This window comes from Bacillus sp. I-2, from assembly GCF_001974945.1.
GTDB lineage: Bacteria > Bacillota > Bacilli > Bacillales > Bacillaceae > Bacillus > Bacillus safensis.
Genome location: NZ_LZRW01000042.1, coordinates 259,514 through 275,600 on the forward strand (window position 1 = coordinate 259,514; position 16,087 = coordinate 275,600).

Genomic DNA, 16,087 nt, shown 5'->3' on the forward strand with positions numbered 1-16,087 from the left:
TTACCAATGAAAAAGGGAAAATGGGCGACATTATCAGCAGTCGTTGGTACTGCTGTGCTTCTGCTTTCAGCATGCGGGCCAGGAGATGACAATTCAAGCGGGACACAGCCAGCATCTACAGGTACAAAGACCTTGCTAGTATGGGAGGATGTCAAAAAGTCTGATGGGATTCAAGACGCTGTAAAAGAATTTGAAAAACAAAACGATGTGAAAATCAAAGTGGTCGAAAAAGCGTATGCCGACCAAATCGAAGCTCTCCGCCTTGATGGAGCAGCCGGGACAGGCCCAGACGTCATCACGATGCCTCACGATCAAATTGGATCAGCCGTCACTGAGGGGCTGTTACAGGAAATCAAGCCTGATCAAAAAGTGATCGATTCCTTTACAGACGAATCCATTCAATCACAAACGGTAGACGGCAAGCTGTATGGCCTTCCGAAATCCGTTGAAACGACAGTGCTTTTCTATAACAAAGACCTTGTCAAAAAGGCACCAACTACACTTGATGGCTGGTATGACCTTTCGAAAAAGCTGACAAAAGACGGGAAATACGGTTTTGTAGCGAAATGGGATGAAATTTACTATGCACAAAGTGTGTTAGGCGGGTCAGGGGGCTATATTTTCAAGCAGAAAAGCGATGGCTCCTATGATGTCAATGATATTGGTCTTAATAACGATGGCGCCATCGAAGGCGGAGCATACATTCAAACATTCTTTAGCGAAGGACTTTTCCCGAAAGGCATCATTGGTGAACAAGGAATCAATGTCCTCAACTCCTTATTCACAGAGAAAAAAGCAGCAGCTGTCATTTCTGGTCCATGGTCATTTGGTCCATTTAAAAAGGCGGGTATTGACTATGGCGTGGCTGAACTGCCAACACTCCCTAACGGAAAACATATGAGCTCCTTCTTAGGTGTAAAGAGCTACAACGTCTCCTCTTATTCTAAAAATAAAGAACTTGCTGAGAAATTTGTTGAGTTTATCACAAACGAAAAAAATGCGAAGAAGCGCTTTGAATTGACAGAGGAAATTCCACCAGTGAAAAAACTGATGAAAGATCCAATCATTACGGAAAACGCTAATGCGGATGCTGTTTCAAAACAAACGAAATATGCCACGCTGACACCGAACAATCCTGAAATGGCAGAAGTGTGGAAGCCGATTGATAGTGCATTAGGTCTCATTGCAACTGGTCGTACAGATGTGAAAAAGGCATTTGATGATGCGGTCAATCAAATCGACTCTCAAATTAAAGCAAATCACTCCAAATAACCATCAAATGCGGGTAGTCTATCAAACTGCCCGTAGTTGATCTAATTTCATATGAAGTAGGTGTTAGACGTGACGGGTAACCTTGAACTAGACCGCACACACACAGTGGAATCAAAGACACACCGGAGACGGGCGCTAATGTTCTCCTTTATACCCGGGATGGGGCAGATATACAACAAACAGTACGGCAAAGGGGCACTCTTTTTCCTGTTTGGCGTCTCTTTTTTGATTGTATTTTATGATTTATTCAATATTGGCTTTTGGGGTCTGTTCACACTTGGGACGATGCTGCCTCGTGACAACTCTGTTTTTCTTTTAGCCAAGGGGATTATTGCGCTGTTAACAGCTGGTTTTGGTATCGGCTTTTATGTACTCATGATGCGTGATGCTTTTATAAACGGAAAGAAACGTGATCAAGGGGTTCCGCTTCATTCCATCCGTGCTCAATATCATCAGCTCATCGATCAAGGCTTTCCTTACTTAATGAGCACTCCTGCTTTCTTTTTACTTCTATTCTCTGTTGTCTTTCCTATTATGTTCAGCTTTGCGCTTGCCTTTACGAACTACGATTTATACCACTCGCCTCCTGCCAATCTGATCGATTGGGTAGGGATCAAGAACTTTCAAAATATCTTTTCAATTGATATTTGGAGAGACACTTTCATTGATGTACTTGGCTGGACCGTTGTATGGACGTTGGCTGCGTCCACCCTTCAATGTGCCATCGGCATCTTTCTAGCAGTTTTGCTCAACCAGAAGGATTTAAAAGGCAAACGGTTTTTTAGAACCATTTTGATTCTCCCTTGGGCGGTTCCAGGTTTTGTGACCATTTTGGTGTTTGCCGGACTGTTCAACGATACATTTGGAGCCATTAACAACACACTTTTTGCATCGATTGGAATTGATCCAAAACCATGGCTGACAGATCCATTTTGGAGCAAAATTGCCCTCATTGCGATGCAGACTTGGCTTGGATTTCCTTTTGTTTTCATTATGACAACCGGTGTTTTGCAAGCAATTCCAGAGGATCTATACGAAGCTGCGACCATTGATGGGGCAAACTTCTTTCAGAAATTCCGGTCCATCACGTTACCGCTTGTCCTTTATTCCATTGCGCCTATATTAATCACGCAATATACGTTTAACTTTAACAACTTTAATATCATCTACTTATTTAATGGCGGAGGACCGCCTGTCGCTGGCTCAACTGCTGGGGGAACGGACATCTTGGTTTCTTGGATTTACAAACTCACGATGCAGTCTTCTCAATATGCACTTGCTGCCGCTGTCACGATCTTACTTTCGATCTTTGTCATCGCCATTGCACTCTGGCAGTTTAAGAGAACGAATTCATTCAAAGAGGAGGACATGATGTGATATGGGATCAAAACAAAACAAGCTCATTCGCCTGAGCATCACTTATTTTATCCTTTTCATTGCCTCCATTTGTATTCTATATCCACTGCTTTGGACGATCGGTGCTTCTTTTAACCCTGGGAACAGCCTCATGAGTACAAGCATGTTTCCGAAGAATCCAACGTTCAGCCACTTCACCGAGCTGTTCTTTGGGCAGGGGGCACTTTATGCAAAATGGTATTGGAACTCAATGAAGATCAGTATTGCCACAATGGTTTTAACGCTGGTTCTTGTCAGTTTTACAGGCTATGCCTTTTCCAGATTCCGCTTCAAAGGACGGAAAAATGGGCTGATGCTCTTTTTGCTGCTGCAAATGATTCCTCAATTTTCAGCGCTGATCGCGATTTTTGTTCTTGCTCAAATGCTTGGACTCATTAACAGCCACCTTGCCCTGATTTTGATTTATGCAGGTGGACAAATTCCGATGAATACGTATTTAATGAAAGGCTATCTTGATGCAATTCCAAAGGATCTCGATGAATCAGCCAGAATGGACGGCGCAGGGCATTTCCGGATTTTCATCCAAATTATTATGCCACTCGCTAAGCCCATCTTAGCCGTTGTCGCCATCAACTCATTTACAGGTCCACTGGGTGATTTCATCATTTCCAGTGTCATTGTCCGCTCACCCGAAATGTATACGCTCCCAATCGGTCTGTACAATCTTGTGTCAGATAAAATGGGTGCCAGCTACACGACCTTTGCAGCCGGGGCTTTACTCATTGCGATTCCAGTCGCTTTATTGTTTCTTGTTTTACAAAAACAATTTGTATCCGGCCTTACACAAGGCGGGACAAAAGGATAAGGGGAGATTTGATGAAGAAATGGTTGCTTGTCACTGTTGTCGTTTTCTTTCTAATGGGGTTAGGTATTCTGCCTGAAGCAAAGGCTGATACGATTTCGGTGAAACCGATCAATGGATTGCAAGGTGATTTCATCAAAGGAGCCGATATTTCCATGCTCGCAGAAGTGGAGCGAAGCGGCGGCAAATACTACAACCAAGACTGGCAGCAGGTTGATCCGCTCAAGCTATTAAAAGAGAAAGGTGTCAACTATGTGCGCATCAGACTCTGGAACCATCCATACGACAACCAAGGCCGTGCCTATAATGGGGGGACAAACGATTTAAATACCGCCATTGCTCTCTCGAAACGTGCAAAAGCACAAAATATGAAAGTGCTGCTTGATTTTCACTACAGTGATTTCTGGACCGATCCCGGTAAACAGTTCAAACCGAAAGCTTGGATCAATCTCTCCCAAAGCGATTTAGAAAAAGCTGTTGGCACTTACACAAGCGATGTACTTAAAGCGATGAAAGCACAAAATGCCCTACCAAATATGGTACAGGTCGGGAATGAGTTAAACTCAGGCATGCTGTGGCCCAACGGAAAAAGCTGGGGTGAAGGCGGTGGTGAATTTGACCGGCTCGCTGCTCTGCTAAAGGCTGGCACAAATGCCGTCCGCTCTGTCGATTCAAACATCAAAATCATGCTTCACCTTGCACATGGCGGAGACAATGGTGCATCCCGCTGGTGGTTTGATGAAATCACAAAACGAGGCGTCTCCTTCGATACGATCGGTTTATCTTATTACCCGTATTGGGACGGCGGCTTTAGCGGTCTTACGTCCAATATGAATGATATTAGTGCCCGCTATAATAAAGACGTCATCGTGGTAGAAACTGCTTACGGCTTTACGACAGCAAACGGTGACAACCTAGAAAACTCATTTAACCAAGACTCTGTGAATACAGCCGGCTATCCAGCCTCACCTCAAGGCCAGGCATCTTTTATACGAGATCTATCCGAAAAGATTTCACAAGTAAACAACAACCGCGGGAAGGGGTTCTTTTATTGGGAGCCGCTTTGGATTCCAGCGAAAGGTGCTCCGTGGTCTAGTCAATACGGGCTCGCTTATATCCAAACAACCGGGACTGTCGGAAATGCGTGGGAAAATCAAGCGATGTTTGATTTCAACGGAAAAGCACTGCCATCTCTTGATGTATTTAAACAAATGACACCGTAACTAAAAGGATAGGACGTGACAAAATGGGAAAGCGTTACCCACTCGTTCACCCAAATGTGAAAGGCTTTTTGCATGGTGGCGATTACAATCCAGATCAATGGCTCCATATGCCAGAGATCATAGACGAAGATTTTCGATTAATGAAGCTTGCACATTGTCAAACATTCTCCATCAACATTTTCGCATGGAGTAAGCTAGAGCCAGCAGAAGGTCAGTATGACTTTGCATGGCTGGATGACATCATGGACCGCTTGGCAGCGCAGGGGGCACACGCCATTCTCGCAACGCCAAGCGGAGCAAGACCTGCTTGGCTGTCACAAACATATCCAGAAGTATTGCGCGTCGAAGCGAATCGTCAGCGTAACTTACATGGACTGCGCCATAATCATTGCTTCACCTCTCCGGTTTATCGAGAAAAAACGAATACACTCAACCGGCTGCTTGCGGAACGCTACAAGGATCATCCAGCACTGATCATGTGGCACATTTCGAATGAGTACGGCGGCGAGTGTCATTGCGACCTGTGCCAGGAAGCATTTCGAGACTATTTGAAGGACAAATACAACCACGATCTTGAGGCTTTGAATCAAGCATGGTGGACGGGATTTTGGAGCCACACGTATAGCGATTGGTCACAAATCGAGTCACCTGCACCGCACGGGGAGCACATGATTCACGGCATGAACCTGGATTGGAAACGCTTTGTCACAGCACAAACGATCAATTTTTATCAAAATGAAATTGAGCCGCTGCGGGAATTAACACCTCATATCCCAGTCACCACGAACTTTATGGGCGACTACCCGCATATGCGTCCATTCCTTGGTCTGGATTATCATCAATTTGCAAAAGAGGTCGATGTGATCTCATGGGATAGCTATCCAGCTTGGCATAGCGGCAGAGAAACAACGGCCGAATTAGCATCAAACGTTGCCTTTGTACATGATTTGTATCGTTCCTTAAAGGACGGACAGCCGTTTCTCGTCATGGAGAGTACGCCTAGCCTTGTGAACTGGCATGAAGTGAACAAGGTCAAACATAAAGGCATGGCACACCTTTCTGCCATGCAGGCAGTTGCCCACGGATCAGACTCCGTGCTTTATTTCCAGTGGCGGCAAGGCCGAGGCGCCTCTGAGAAATTCCACGGAGCCGTTGTCGATCATTCTGGTCATGAACATACGCGCGTGTTTCAAGAGGTAGCTGATCTAGGGAAACAACTGGAGCAGCTGCAGCCAATTGCGGGCACATCCGTTCAGCCAGAGGTCGCCATCATTTACGATTGGGAAAATCACTGGGCCATTGATGATGCGCAAGGCTTAAATAACACAAACAAACGCTATGTAGAGGCTTGTCAAACTCACTATCGAAGCTTTTGGAAAAAAGGCATCCCTGTTGACATTGTCGGGATGGAAAAGGATTTCTCATCCTATCGTGTGCTCATTGGGCCAATGCTCTACATGATCAAACCAGGCGTTGCAGAAAAAATTGAAGCCTTTGTCAAAGCGGGCGGCATTTTTATCGCGACATACTGGAGCGGCATAGTCGACGAAAATGATCTCTGTTTCCTCGGCGGTTTCCCTGGTCCTCTCCGCCATGTACTTGGCATTTGGGCAGAGGAAATCAACACATTAATGCCAGATGAACATGTGTTAATGACCACAGGGAATGGACGCACCTATCATGTCGGACAATATTGCGAATCTATACATCCTGAAACGGCCTCTGTGTTAGGGCATTTTGAGAATGGCTGCTACGAAGGACAGCCGGCCCTGACTGTCCGTTCATTAGAAAAAGGGAAAGCATACTATATGGCCTCAGAAAATGAGCAGGGTTTCTATGATGAGTTTTACGAAGACCTTATCGCAGGTATTGGCATACAGCCCGTCCTATCCACTGCAATTCCAGAAGGAGTCAGTGTACAAAAACGAACAGACGGTACGCAGGACTATGTGTTTTTGATGAATTTCACAGAAGAGCAGCAGAACATGTCACTAGATTCAGAGGCAAGCTATGAGAATATGCTGACTGGACAGCAAGTGCCTGAGCAGCTTCAACTTGACCCTTACGAGTATGTCATCTTGAAAAATCGTTGAAAGAAGCGTCCATTTATTGGGCGCTTTTTAATTTAATGAGTCTAAATACCCATATTAATTATTATGAACTTTAATCGTTATTTTTATCTAAATTTTTTTACAATATTTGATGCCGCAACACGACTGGTCTCTCCATCCTTTTTTACCATTGTATAGGTATGAAAGCGGTTGCTTAATACTCATAAATTTGATACCCTTTTTTTTCAATGCATTTGTGGGAATGCATTGGATGAAAAGTATAGACAAATGTAAACGTTTTATTTGTAGGGGGAGGGGCTTATGTTAACGTTTGTTGGATTGATGATTATTTTAACGATTGTTGTGTTGCTGATTTGGGGGAAAGCAAGTCCAATTGTCGCCATGGTCATGGTGCCTTTAATTGGGGCATTCATCGCAGGCTTTGGGATTAATGACATTCAAACCTTCTTTGAAGAAGGGATTATTAAAGTACTGCCAGTGGCGACCATGTTCATCTTCGCCATTTTATTTTTTGGCATTTTACAAGATACAGGGTTCTTTGAACCTGTAATAAAAACGCTGATTAAACTGACAAAGGGAAATGTTGTCACGGTTGCGATGGGGACAGCTCTAATAGGAGTCATCGCTCATTTAGACGGAGCAGGAGCGACTACATTTTTATTAACTGTACCTGCACTACTTCCACTTTACAAAAAATTACATATGAGTCCGTACTTATTGCTGTTATTGATCGGGACAAGTGCTGGCTTAACGAATATGGTGCCGTGGGCAGGCCCCACAGGGCGGGCAGCAAGTGTGTTGAATATGGACCCATCTGAACTTTGGGTGCCGCTCATTCCCATTCAGCTCATTGGGGTCGTTCTCGTATTAGGAATGGCATTTATTTTAGGAAAAAGGGAAGAAAAACGCATTCGGGTCAAAATCGCCGCAAATGAAATCGCTGCTGTTCAATTAGAAGGCGCAGATTGGGACCGGGCTATTCAATCCATTAGCGAGACAGGTGATGCCGCTTTAAAACGCTATCACTTGATTTGGGTGAATTTCATTCTGTTTATAGTCGTAGTTGTCCTTCTTGTGCTCAACGTGATTCCGGCTAGTTATATGTTTATGATTGGTCTTTCTCTCGCACTATTAATTAACTATCCGAAAGTGGATGTACAAATGGAGAGAATCAAGGCGCATGCACCTAGTGCACTCATGATGGCCGCCGTTATTTTCTCCGCAGGTTCGTTTCTAGGAATTCTCGAAGGAACAGGAATGCTAAAAGCTATTGCTGTGGACAGCATTCAGATTCTACCTGCTTTCCTGCTTCCATTTTTACATATCATTGTCGGGATGTTTGGGGTACCACTGGATATGCTGACAAGTACAGATGCCTATTATTACGCCCTTCTGCCAATTGTTGAATCCATTACATCTGAAGTTGGCGTAACAGGTACTTCTGCGGCATATGCCATGATGATTGGGAACATCATCGGAACCTTTGTCAGTCCTCTCGCTCCAGCCGTTTGGCTTGCGATCGGTCTTGCAGGAGTCGATATGGGGAAACATATTCGCTACTCTTTCTTCTGGATGTGGGGATTCAGTATTGTTTTATTGATCGTTGCCAAACTGATAGGCATTATTTAAATAAAAAAGACATGCGCACAGCGACGCATGTCTTTTTTCATTATGAAGGATATTCACTTGTGTGAATGTCTGAATTCGGCTTTCTAATAAGAGACATTAATCCAATGATAAACAATAGAACCATTGGAGCGAATGCAAGGCCAACTGTTCCAATTAAAAGAGTCACAGCAGAAACCAAGAAAAGAATACCTGAAAGCACGGCACGACGGTCAGTTTTCAAGAAAATCACACCTACAATCGACAGCACAGCCGCAATTGCGGAAACGACCATGAACTGAGTACCAAATGCATGAACCGAAGCCTGAAGCGTTTCAATCGGCAATGTTTCCCCTTCCTCTTTTAACACTTCATTGATTTCATCATAAAAAGATGGACCCACAGAAAGGATTAATGCCCCAAAGCCGACACCAATAGCATTGAGGACAATACTAATAATCCCCATAATTTTTTCACCTTTACGTTTAATCATGTGTAAACCTCCTAAAAAGTTAAATTAACCTGTTTTCACTTCTCGCTTTTGGAAGACGATTAAGGCAATAGCTAAGAAAATAGCCCAATAGATGACTAGGACGATTAGTGAGAATCCTAGGGACATACCTTCGATAAGAGTAACCTGTTCCATAAAGTATTGGGATGGATCGTTTGCAAATAACAGATATTTTGACCAATCAAAGAAGAGCATTAAAATACCTGTGACTGATCCACCCACAATATACGCTAACACACTAATGGCAATGGAGATAGCTTCACTTCTAAACACTGTAGAAATGGCGAACGAAAGGGTTCCCAAAACGACAAACATCGCACAATGAGCAAGATAATAATAGATCATATTTGCAAACTGCGAACGTTCAATCACTTCACCATTTTGATACACCAAATTCACATAATCAGTGTTAACTCCAAAGAAAATAGCACCCAATATGAATGACAAAATAAATAGCACCACAACAAGTAAAAGAGCATACAGCTGCACCGTAATGTATTTAGATATTAGGATCTTTAGCCTTGATGGTGGACGAATCAATAATAATTTAATTGTACCATGCTTGTATTCAGCCGACACAATGGTGGAAGCAATAATGATCACAAACACACCGACTAGCTGAAGTAAATTGGCGTTTGTTTTCACATAATCCCATACACTGTGGCTAAACTGATCAGCCGGCGGCAAGTTATGCTTGATTCGATAATCATTAATAGCGATCTCTTTTTCAAGCTCTCTTTTAAAGAAACCATTCTCTGTCTCTTTGAGCTCCTTCTTGTTTTCCTTATTCATCATTTCTAGCTGGGTTTTCCAATCACCTGAAGCTTGATCTTTGTCATTTGTTTTCACTACAAAGATCAGCGTGGCAACCATACCTAACACAAGAAGTCCAACCATAATCCAAGTTCCAACACGATAACTGATCTTCATCCACTCGTTTTGAATGAGGCGAATCATACGTCTGCCTCCTTTTTACCTGTTAAGCTTAAGAACTTATCTTCTAAGGTTTGTTTTTCAATTTTGATCTCGTACAAATGAATAGACGCGCTGCTCAAATGACGGATTAATTCTGGCATTTTTTGTTCTGGCATAGAGAAAAATAAGTACTGCTCCTCTTCTCTTACAATGACGCCTTCCTCAAATGCATCAATGAGCTTCTGTGCTTCTTCAAGCTCCCCGGCTGCTACCTTCATTCGATAATTAACCAAATCATCCTGCTTCGTCTCAGCACGCTGATCCTCAATCGCAATCAGCTTTCCGGTTTGGATAATTGCAAAGCGATCACACATCAATTCCATCTCTGACATGAGGTGACTTGAAACAATTACAGCCAGCCCTTCTTCCTTCGCAAGCCTTTTCAAGTAATCTCGTATCATTCGAATCCCTTCAGGATCAAGTCCATTGGTTGGCTCATCTAAGATTAGCAGTTTCGGTCTATGTATGAGTGCCTGCGCAATGCCCAATCGCTGTTTCATTCCTAATGAAAATGTACGCACACGCTTATGCTTCACATGCTGTAAGCTGACTAGCTCTAACAGCTCATCAATTCGCGCTTCATCCACTTTTCCATTCATTCTGGCAAATTGAACAAGATTTTGTCTTGCCGTTAAATGATTATACATTTCTGGATTTTCAATAATCGCACCGACATGTTGGATGGCATGCTGATAGGATGTTTGAATACTATGACCATTAATCAGAATGTCACCAGATGTAATGGGAGAAAGACCGACCATCATACGAATGGTTGTTGTTTTCCCTGCACCATTAGGTCCTAAGAAGCCAAAGACTTCGCCCGCTTGGACAGAAAAGCTCAAGTCTTGAACAATCTTTTTCCCGCTAATATGTCTAGATACATTATGCAGTTCTAAAACGTTCGTCACGTTACCTCTCCTTCTTTGTCTAAGTATCATCTATCATTCTATTTCCTGATAAACACCATGATCCGTCAAAAATAGAAGAACACTTCCATATGGTACAGCAATGCCCAAAAGTTGTGAAGGGGATTAGCCAAAATTTAGCGAATCATCTGCCTTTTTTAAGGTAGCGTTAAGAAAACTGCGGATTTTTATGTGAAAAGAGGCTTGATTTTTTAAAAAATGAACCTTTTTCAACAGGTATATATGTATGGAATTTTGTTTGAGATTATTCCTTTCACCTATAAATAAAGAAAAGAGGCCTCTTACAGCCTCTTTTCATACATTATATCTTCTTCACAAACTCAGATTTTAATTTCATTGCACCAAAACTAGGAATTTTACAATCAATGTTATGATCGCCTTCAACTAAACGAATGCCTTTGACCTTCGTTCCTATTTTCAAAACGGATGATGAGCCTTTTACTTTTAGGTCTTTAATGACAGAGACCGTGTCCCCATCACTTAACAGGTTCCCATTCGCATCTTTGACAACAAGCTGTTCCTCTGACGCTTGTTCTTGTTCAAATGACCATTCATGCGCACATTCAGGGCAAATCAGCAAACTGCCGTCCTCGTATGTATAAGGTGAGCTGCACGAAGGACAATTCGGTAGATTAGACATTTTTGTTTCCTCCAACTTTCTACATCATTTATATTGATTTTACCACATTTCTATAGAAGGAATGTGATAGAAAAGGAAACATTTTTCATCGTTTACTTCTTTCTTCCAATTTCTAACGCAGCCGCGATATTCCGGGCTGTTCTTTCTACATGAAGAGCCGTATCTCGTATCGCCTCAGACAGAGAGGTAATACCTGGAACGATACTAAACAGTGCATCAATTCCATGATCGTGTACGACTGCACTGTCTTTTGCAAGAGAGCCTGCGATGCCAATCACAGGCAGATTATACTTCTTCGCTGCTTTGGCTACGCCTATTGGCGTTTTTCCATAAATGGTCTGCCGGTCAATTCGGCCTTCTCCCGTAATGACAAGGTCTGCCTCCTTGATGACGTCATCAAAATGAACAGCCTTCAGTACAATATCGATTCCTCTTTGCAAATCAGCTTTTAAAAAGCCTAATAAACTCGCACCAAGTCCTCCTGCTGCTCCTGCCCCTGCTGCATCTCCAAAGGAGACATTGAACTGCTTTTCAGCTACTTGTGCAAAATGAGCCAGATTCTTGTCTAACACTTGAACCATTTCTTCATCTGCTCCCTTCTGAGGGCCGAAAACAGCAGACGCTCCTCTCTCACCCGTTAAAGGATTATCCACATCACAAGCCGCCTCCAGACGGACGGATTGCAGTCTTGGATCGAGTCCAGATAAATCAATTGAAGCTAATTGATGAAGTGCCCCGCCGCCTGACGTCAGGGAATGTCCTGTGTTATCAAGGAAAGCTGCACCTAATCCTTGCATCATCCCAACGCCGCCATCATTTGTTGCACTTCCGCCAAGCCCAATGATCACGTGCTTCGCTCCTTTATCCAGCGCTGCAAGTATTAATTCTCCAGTTCCTCTGGATGTGGTCCATAATGGATTACGTTTTTCTCGCGGTACAAGATGTAAACCAGAGGCTGCAGCCATCTCTATGACAGCAGTTTGACCGTCTCCTAACATGCCAAAAAAGGCATCCACTGGCTCACCAAGCGGGCCCGTGACCACTTGATGAACAATATGTCCGCCAGTCGCATCGACCAATGATTGAACGGTCCCCTCACCTCCATCTGCCATTGGCAGTTTGATATATTCTGCGTTTGGCAAAATAGAACGAAATCCTCGTTCAATGGCACATGCTGTCTCATAAGCAGATAAACTTTCTTTAAATGAATCTGGTGCAATCACAATTTTCATCCTAAAGCCCCTCTTTTCTTATCATGTCCTCAGCCAAACAGCTGGAAAACGCCAAAAATAATGGTCGATACAACGGTTAACGTCAAACCGATTAACGATTCAAAAGGCATGAGCTTCAAACGCTCTTTAATATCCATTTGAACACTTCCTGCTGTTGCATGGAAAAAGCTCCCGTGCGGCATATGGTCAAGCACTGTTGCGCCAGCATGAATCATGGCTGCCCCTGAAAGAGCAGATACACCTAGCCCAATCAGTGTTCCGCTAAACACACCACTCGCTACCGCCGTTCCTGCTGTTGTCGAAGCGGTAGCGGCTGACATAAATATCCCAGAAGTTGGTGCAAGTAAATATGGAGGTAAACCCGATGCATCAAGTACCTGAATAAACACATCTTTTAAGGAAGAATTCGATACGATTCCTGCTAATGTACCTGTCCCTAATAACATGATCGCGACACCTGACATTTTATGAAGCCCCGACATCGCATAATCATTGAGAAATTTCCCTTTTTTCATGAAAAGAGCACCTACAATCCCTCCAATCGGTAAAGCGATCATTGGGTCTATATTGATTTGAAAAAGCGGCCTTAAAGCCAACAATAAAATGGTAACCAGCGGACCAGCCAGTGCTCGAAAAAAAGAAGGTATTTGAACTTTACTTTGCCCAGTTTCCTCTTCAAGAACGGGTGTCCCTTTGTTTGCAAGCTTTTTAGCTAATACATATGTAACAGCCAACCCGAACACAGCTGGAATAACACCTGCAGCCATCATTGAAGTCAGAGGTACACCAAAAGCGTCTGAAGCGGCAATAGCATTCGGATTCGGGGACATGATATTTCCTGCCTTCCCGCCTCCAATCATAGCAAGGAGAATTCCCGTTTTTGAGAGCTTTGCGCGTTTGGCAATGGCAAGTGCGATTGGCGCTACCGTAATAACCGCAACATCTACAAAAACGCCCACTGTTGTTAAAATCATCGTTGCAAGAGCGAGTGCTAATAGTGCCCTCGCCTCACCAAGCCTTCTCACAATGGCCTCAGCGATAGATAACGCTGCACCTGATTCAATGAGAACACCAGCCAGTACACCTGCGGCCATAATTCTAAGGACTGCCGGAATCATGTCCTTAGCACCTTCCATCATAACGTTGACGGTCTGAACAATGTCTACACCGCCAACCAATCCGCCTATGAATGCACCTGCCAGCATGCCATAAGCAGGTGATACTTTTTTTAGAATGAGAACAATCGCGATCACAAGCGCCGCCATGGCTCCCAGAGTACTTACCGTCACATCTCCACCCATTCTCAATCCCCCTAAAAATATCTTTCTCCAATTGTAAGCGTTTACTCAAAGGGATTGTGTTGTGAATCTGGATGAACTTTTTTAACTGACCACTCTACCGAATTGTGCATTTGCACAATCAAGATAGTTGAGTCATTAGCTGCGCCATATAAAGCTCGATTAACTGTTTTACATGACGAGGGTCTTTTCCGGTCAATCCTTGAATTTTGTCTAAACGATAACGCAATGTATTTCGATGAATAAATAAGCGATCAACAATTCTTTGCAAATCACCGCCCTCTTCAATGTAAACCCTTAATGTATGGGCGAGCTCTGCTTCTTGTGTCAAAGGCTTGTAAAAGTCAGTCCATCGACTGTTCTTTTCAGCAATTCCCGCCATCATGAATAAGCTTTCCATCTGATACGACTCAAAGAAATATATACTTTCTTCCGGATCAAGAGCCTTCCCTAACCTCAGGGCATCTCTCGCATGCTGAAAAGAAATGGGCAGCTTGCTGATGTCTTCAGCGACAGTCCCTATCCCCACTAACACTTGGCCTCCTACTGCTCTTTGCATTGTTTTTTGCAGATGATCTGCCACCTGCTTTACTCGATGTTCAGGTATGGGCTGACTTAAAAGAATCAATTCATGACAAAAGGTCATGCCAAGTAAATCATCCGCCTTCTTATCATATTGAATCGCATGCATCAATTTATGAACAGCATCCTCTGAGGATGGAACTGGCTGAAAAACAATAGCCATTCGGCGCTTGTCTAAATCCATCCCCAGCCAAGCAGCTCGATTTTTTAGCTGATGATCCCCAACATCAGAATATGAAATCAACTGATTGACAATTTCACTCTCTATTCGATGACGCCATTGAACCCGTTCAAGTAGGAAAGATTGCTCTAACACCAGTTCAGCTGCCATCTTCACCAGCTCGGCATGATGCCGAATGTCCTCTGGTTCACCAGTAATTCCAATCACCCCAACTACTTGTTCATGGAAGCAGATAGGCAAGTTAATCCCAGGTTTCACCCCTTCTAAGCGCAAAGAGGTCTCCTGGTCAATTTCCACACTGTTCCCGCTTGTCAGCACAAGCCGTGCACCATCATGTTTCTGGCCAATCCTGCTTCGTTCACCAGAACCAATAATGACACCATCTGCATTCATCACATTGATGTTTTTATGTAAAATATGCATCGTACGTTCAACCATTTCTTGAGCCAATTCACTGGTCAAAAATTGCATTTGCCATCTCCCCTGAAGGTTTTTTTCATTCAATGTATCATAGTGTCTTTGAACAATAAATGCAAAGTGTTTAAAAACCAGCCATTGACAAAGACACCCTGAAAAGTGTTTAATCAAATCAAGGACCGACCGACAGTCTAGTTAAAAGAAAGGATGGCTTTATGAGAACCGTTAAACATCCTGAGGAACGTAAAAATGACATATTAAACGCAGCCGAAGCGCTTTTTTCAACCAAAGGCTATCAGAAAACAACAATTATTGACATATTAAAAGCCGTTGGCATTGCAAAAGGCACCTTTTATTACTACTTTGCATCCAAAGAAGAAGTAATGGATGCTATTATTGACAGGATCATCAAAGAAGATATCATCGTAGCAAAGCGTATTGCGGCTGAGCCAGATCTTCCAGTTGTTGACAAACTATTTCGTATCATCATGGCGCAATCACCTCAGCAAGGAAGCCATAAACAGGGCATGATCGATCAGTTTCATCAGCCTTCTAATGCAGAAATGCATCAAAAAAGCTTAATCAAAGCCATTAAAGAACTATCACCCGTGTTGGCAGATGTCATTCAGCAAGGTGTAGAGGAAGGGACATTTAAAACGAAATATCCGCAAGAGACGGTTGAATTCCTTCTTGCTTCTGCACAGGTCATATTTGATGAAGGCCTGTTTCAATGGTCACCCGAAGAAAGTCTACAACGCGCTTTAGCTTTTATTGATATACTCGAATCCTCATTGCATGCAAAAAAGGGAAGCTTTTCATTCCTGCTGAAGCGATTATCTGGAGAGCTGGATGAAAATAATCAGTGATTGGTCACTTCATTACCAATCCTGCATACATTATAGACTGACGGTCGGTCTAAAAGGAGAGTGATATTC

14 protein-coding genes are annotated in these 16,087 nt (G+C 43.3%); 7 read left to right on the forward strand and 7 right to left on the reverse strand.

Annotation, left to right across the window (positions count from 1 at the left end):
* The first annotated feature begins 6 nt into the window (after nucleotides 1-6).
* The 6 genes from ganS (at nucleotide 7) to BAE31_RS12540 (ending at nucleotide 8,414) form a co-directional block, all read left to right on the forward strand.
* On the forward strand, nucleotides 7-1,272 hold the full coding sequence (gene ganS, locus BAE31_RS12515) for a galactooligosaccharide ABC transporter substrate-binding protein GanS (protein WP_076840565.1): 1,266 nt from the start codon (nucleotides 7-9) through the stop codon (nucleotides 1,270-1,272).
* A 138-nt stretch (nucleotides 1,273-1,410) separates the two neighbouring features.
* Nucleotides 1,411-2,649 (forward strand): carbohydrate ABC transporter permease, encoded by a 1,239-nt coding sequence (locus BAE31_RS12520; RefSeq protein ID WP_076840566.1) that lies wholly within the window; start codon nucleotides 1,411-1,413, stop codon nucleotides 2,647-2,649.
* A 1-nt stretch (nucleotide 2,650) separates the two neighbouring features.
* On the forward strand, nucleotides 2,651-3,493 hold the full coding sequence (locus tag BAE31_RS12525) for a sugar ABC transporter permease (RefSeq protein ID WP_024423962.1): 843 nt from the start codon (nucleotides 2,651-2,653) through the stop codon (nucleotides 3,491-3,493).
* A gap of 11 nt (nucleotides 3,494-3,504) precedes the next feature.
* Nucleotides 3,505-4,713 carry a glycoside hydrolase family 53 protein gene (locus BAE31_RS12530; RefSeq protein ID WP_076840567.1) on the forward strand — a complete coding sequence of 403 codons (1,209 nt, stop codon included), beginning with the start codon at nucleotides 3,505-3,507 and terminating at the stop codon, nucleotides 4,711-4,713.
* Nucleotides 4,714-4,736: 23 nt separating this feature from the next.
* Nucleotides 4,737-6,806, forward strand: coding sequence for a beta-galactosidase (locus BAE31_RS12535; RefSeq protein WP_076840568.1), 2,070 nt, complete (start codon nucleotides 4,737-4,739; stop codon nucleotides 6,804-6,806).
* Between the two features lie 279 nt (nucleotides 6,807-7,085).
* Nucleotides 7,086-8,414 (forward strand): CitMHS family transporter, encoded by a 1,329-nt coding sequence (locus BAE31_RS12540; protein WP_076840569.1) that lies wholly within the window; start codon nucleotides 7,086-7,088, stop codon nucleotides 8,412-8,414.
* A 40-nt stretch (nucleotides 8,415-8,454) separates the two neighbouring features.
* Here BAE31_RS12540 and BAE31_RS12545 read toward each other — a convergent pair whose 3' ends face one another.
* From BAE31_RS12545 to BAE31_RS12575, 7 genes are all read right to left on the reverse strand, one after another.
* On the reverse strand, nucleotides 8,455-8,883 hold the full coding sequence (locus BAE31_RS12545) for a DUF4064 domain-containing protein (RefSeq protein ID WP_024427571.1): 429 nt from the start codon (nucleotides 8,881-8,883) through the stop codon (nucleotides 8,455-8,457).
* A 24-nt stretch (nucleotides 8,884-8,907) separates the two neighbouring features.
* Complete coding sequence (locus BAE31_RS12550) at nucleotides 8,908-9,858, reverse strand: ABC transporter permease (RefSeq protein ID WP_076840570.1); 951 nt, start codon at nucleotides 9,856-9,858, stop codon at nucleotides 8,908-8,910.
* A complete protein-coding gene (locus BAE31_RS12555; protein ID WP_083704006.1) occupies nucleotides 9,855-10,784 on the reverse strand; it encodes an ABC transporter ATP-binding protein in 930 nt (309 codons plus the stop codon). Before BAE31_RS12555 ends, BAE31_RS12550 begins: the two co-directional genes overlap by 4 nt.
* A gap of 319 nt (nucleotides 10,785-11,103) precedes the next feature.
* Entirely contained in the window at nucleotides 11,104-11,442 is a 339-nt protein-coding gene (locus BAE31_RS12560) for a zinc ribbon domain-containing protein YjdM (protein ID WP_076840572.1), read from the reverse strand.
* Nucleotides 11,443-11,534: 92 nt separating this feature from the next.
* Nucleotides 11,535-12,674, reverse strand: coding sequence for a glycerate kinase (locus tag BAE31_RS12565; RefSeq protein ID WP_076840573.1), 1,140 nt, complete (start codon nucleotides 12,672-12,674; stop codon nucleotides 11,535-11,537).
* Between the two features lie 29 nt (nucleotides 12,675-12,703).
* A complete protein-coding gene (locus BAE31_RS12570; RefSeq protein ID WP_076840574.1) occupies nucleotides 12,704-13,975 on the reverse strand; it encodes a GntP family permease in 1,272 nt (423 codons plus the stop codon).
* A gap of 118 nt (nucleotides 13,976-14,093) precedes the next feature.
* Entirely contained in the window at nucleotides 14,094-15,206 is a 1,113-nt protein-coding gene (locus BAE31_RS12575; protein ID WP_076840575.1) for a CdaR family transcriptional regulator, read from the reverse strand.
* 161 nt (nucleotides 15,207-15,367) lie between these two features.
* Here BAE31_RS12575 and BAE31_RS12580 point away from each other — a divergent pair, with 161 nt between their 5' ends.
* Nucleotides 15,368-16,018, forward strand: coding sequence for a TetR/AcrR family transcriptional regulator (locus BAE31_RS12580; RefSeq protein ID WP_076840576.1), 651 nt, complete (start codon nucleotides 15,368-15,370; stop codon nucleotides 16,016-16,018).
* Nucleotides 16,019-16,087: the final 69 nt, after the last annotated feature.